We start from the raw sequence: 543 nt of genomic DNA, 5'->3' as shown, positions 1-543 counted from the left end.
GGGGGCGCGGCCCGCCCCCCCCCCCCCCAGCACACCACCGGCACACCCGGTGTGCCGATCCGGACCGAAGGGGGAGCAATGGACAGCACCAGCACAGCACAGGCACCCGAGCAGCACGAATCTGTGCCACCAGCCCGGCCCACTGTGCCCGGGCCGCGCTCAGCCGAGCTGGGCAAGCGCCTCGACGACGCAGAGACCCGCGTACGGCGTGCACTCGACATGGGCGCTCTACAAGCCGCCCTACAGGCCGCCCAGCGCGACGCGGAGGAAGCACGGCGCGAGACCGCCAGGGCACACCGCGAGGCACAACGTGCCGAGGCCGACGCCGAAGCGGCACACCACAAGGCCGAAGAGGCACACCGGCAAGCACACACTGCCAGCACCGAAGCACAGACAGCGCAAGAAGAGACCGAGGCCCTGCGCGCACAACTCCGCGAAGAACGGGACGCACACCGCGAGGCCGACACCGGGCGGCAGCAGGCCGAGGGGGGACGTGCCGCGGCTGTGCAGCTCGCCGAGCAGGCACAGCACGCCGCCGAGGCG

1 pseudogene is annotated in these 543 nt (G+C 72.7%); it reads left to right on the top strand.

The window, feature by feature from the left end:
- Window positions 1–78 precede the first annotated feature (78 nt).
- Window positions 79–543: pseudogene (locus AC4IJH_RS43660) on the top strand (hypothetical protein); the annotation flags it as partial.

The organism is Streptomyces sp. UF-297 (assembly GCF_058245575.1).
This window is presented reverse-complemented; position numbering and strand designations above follow the sequence as displayed.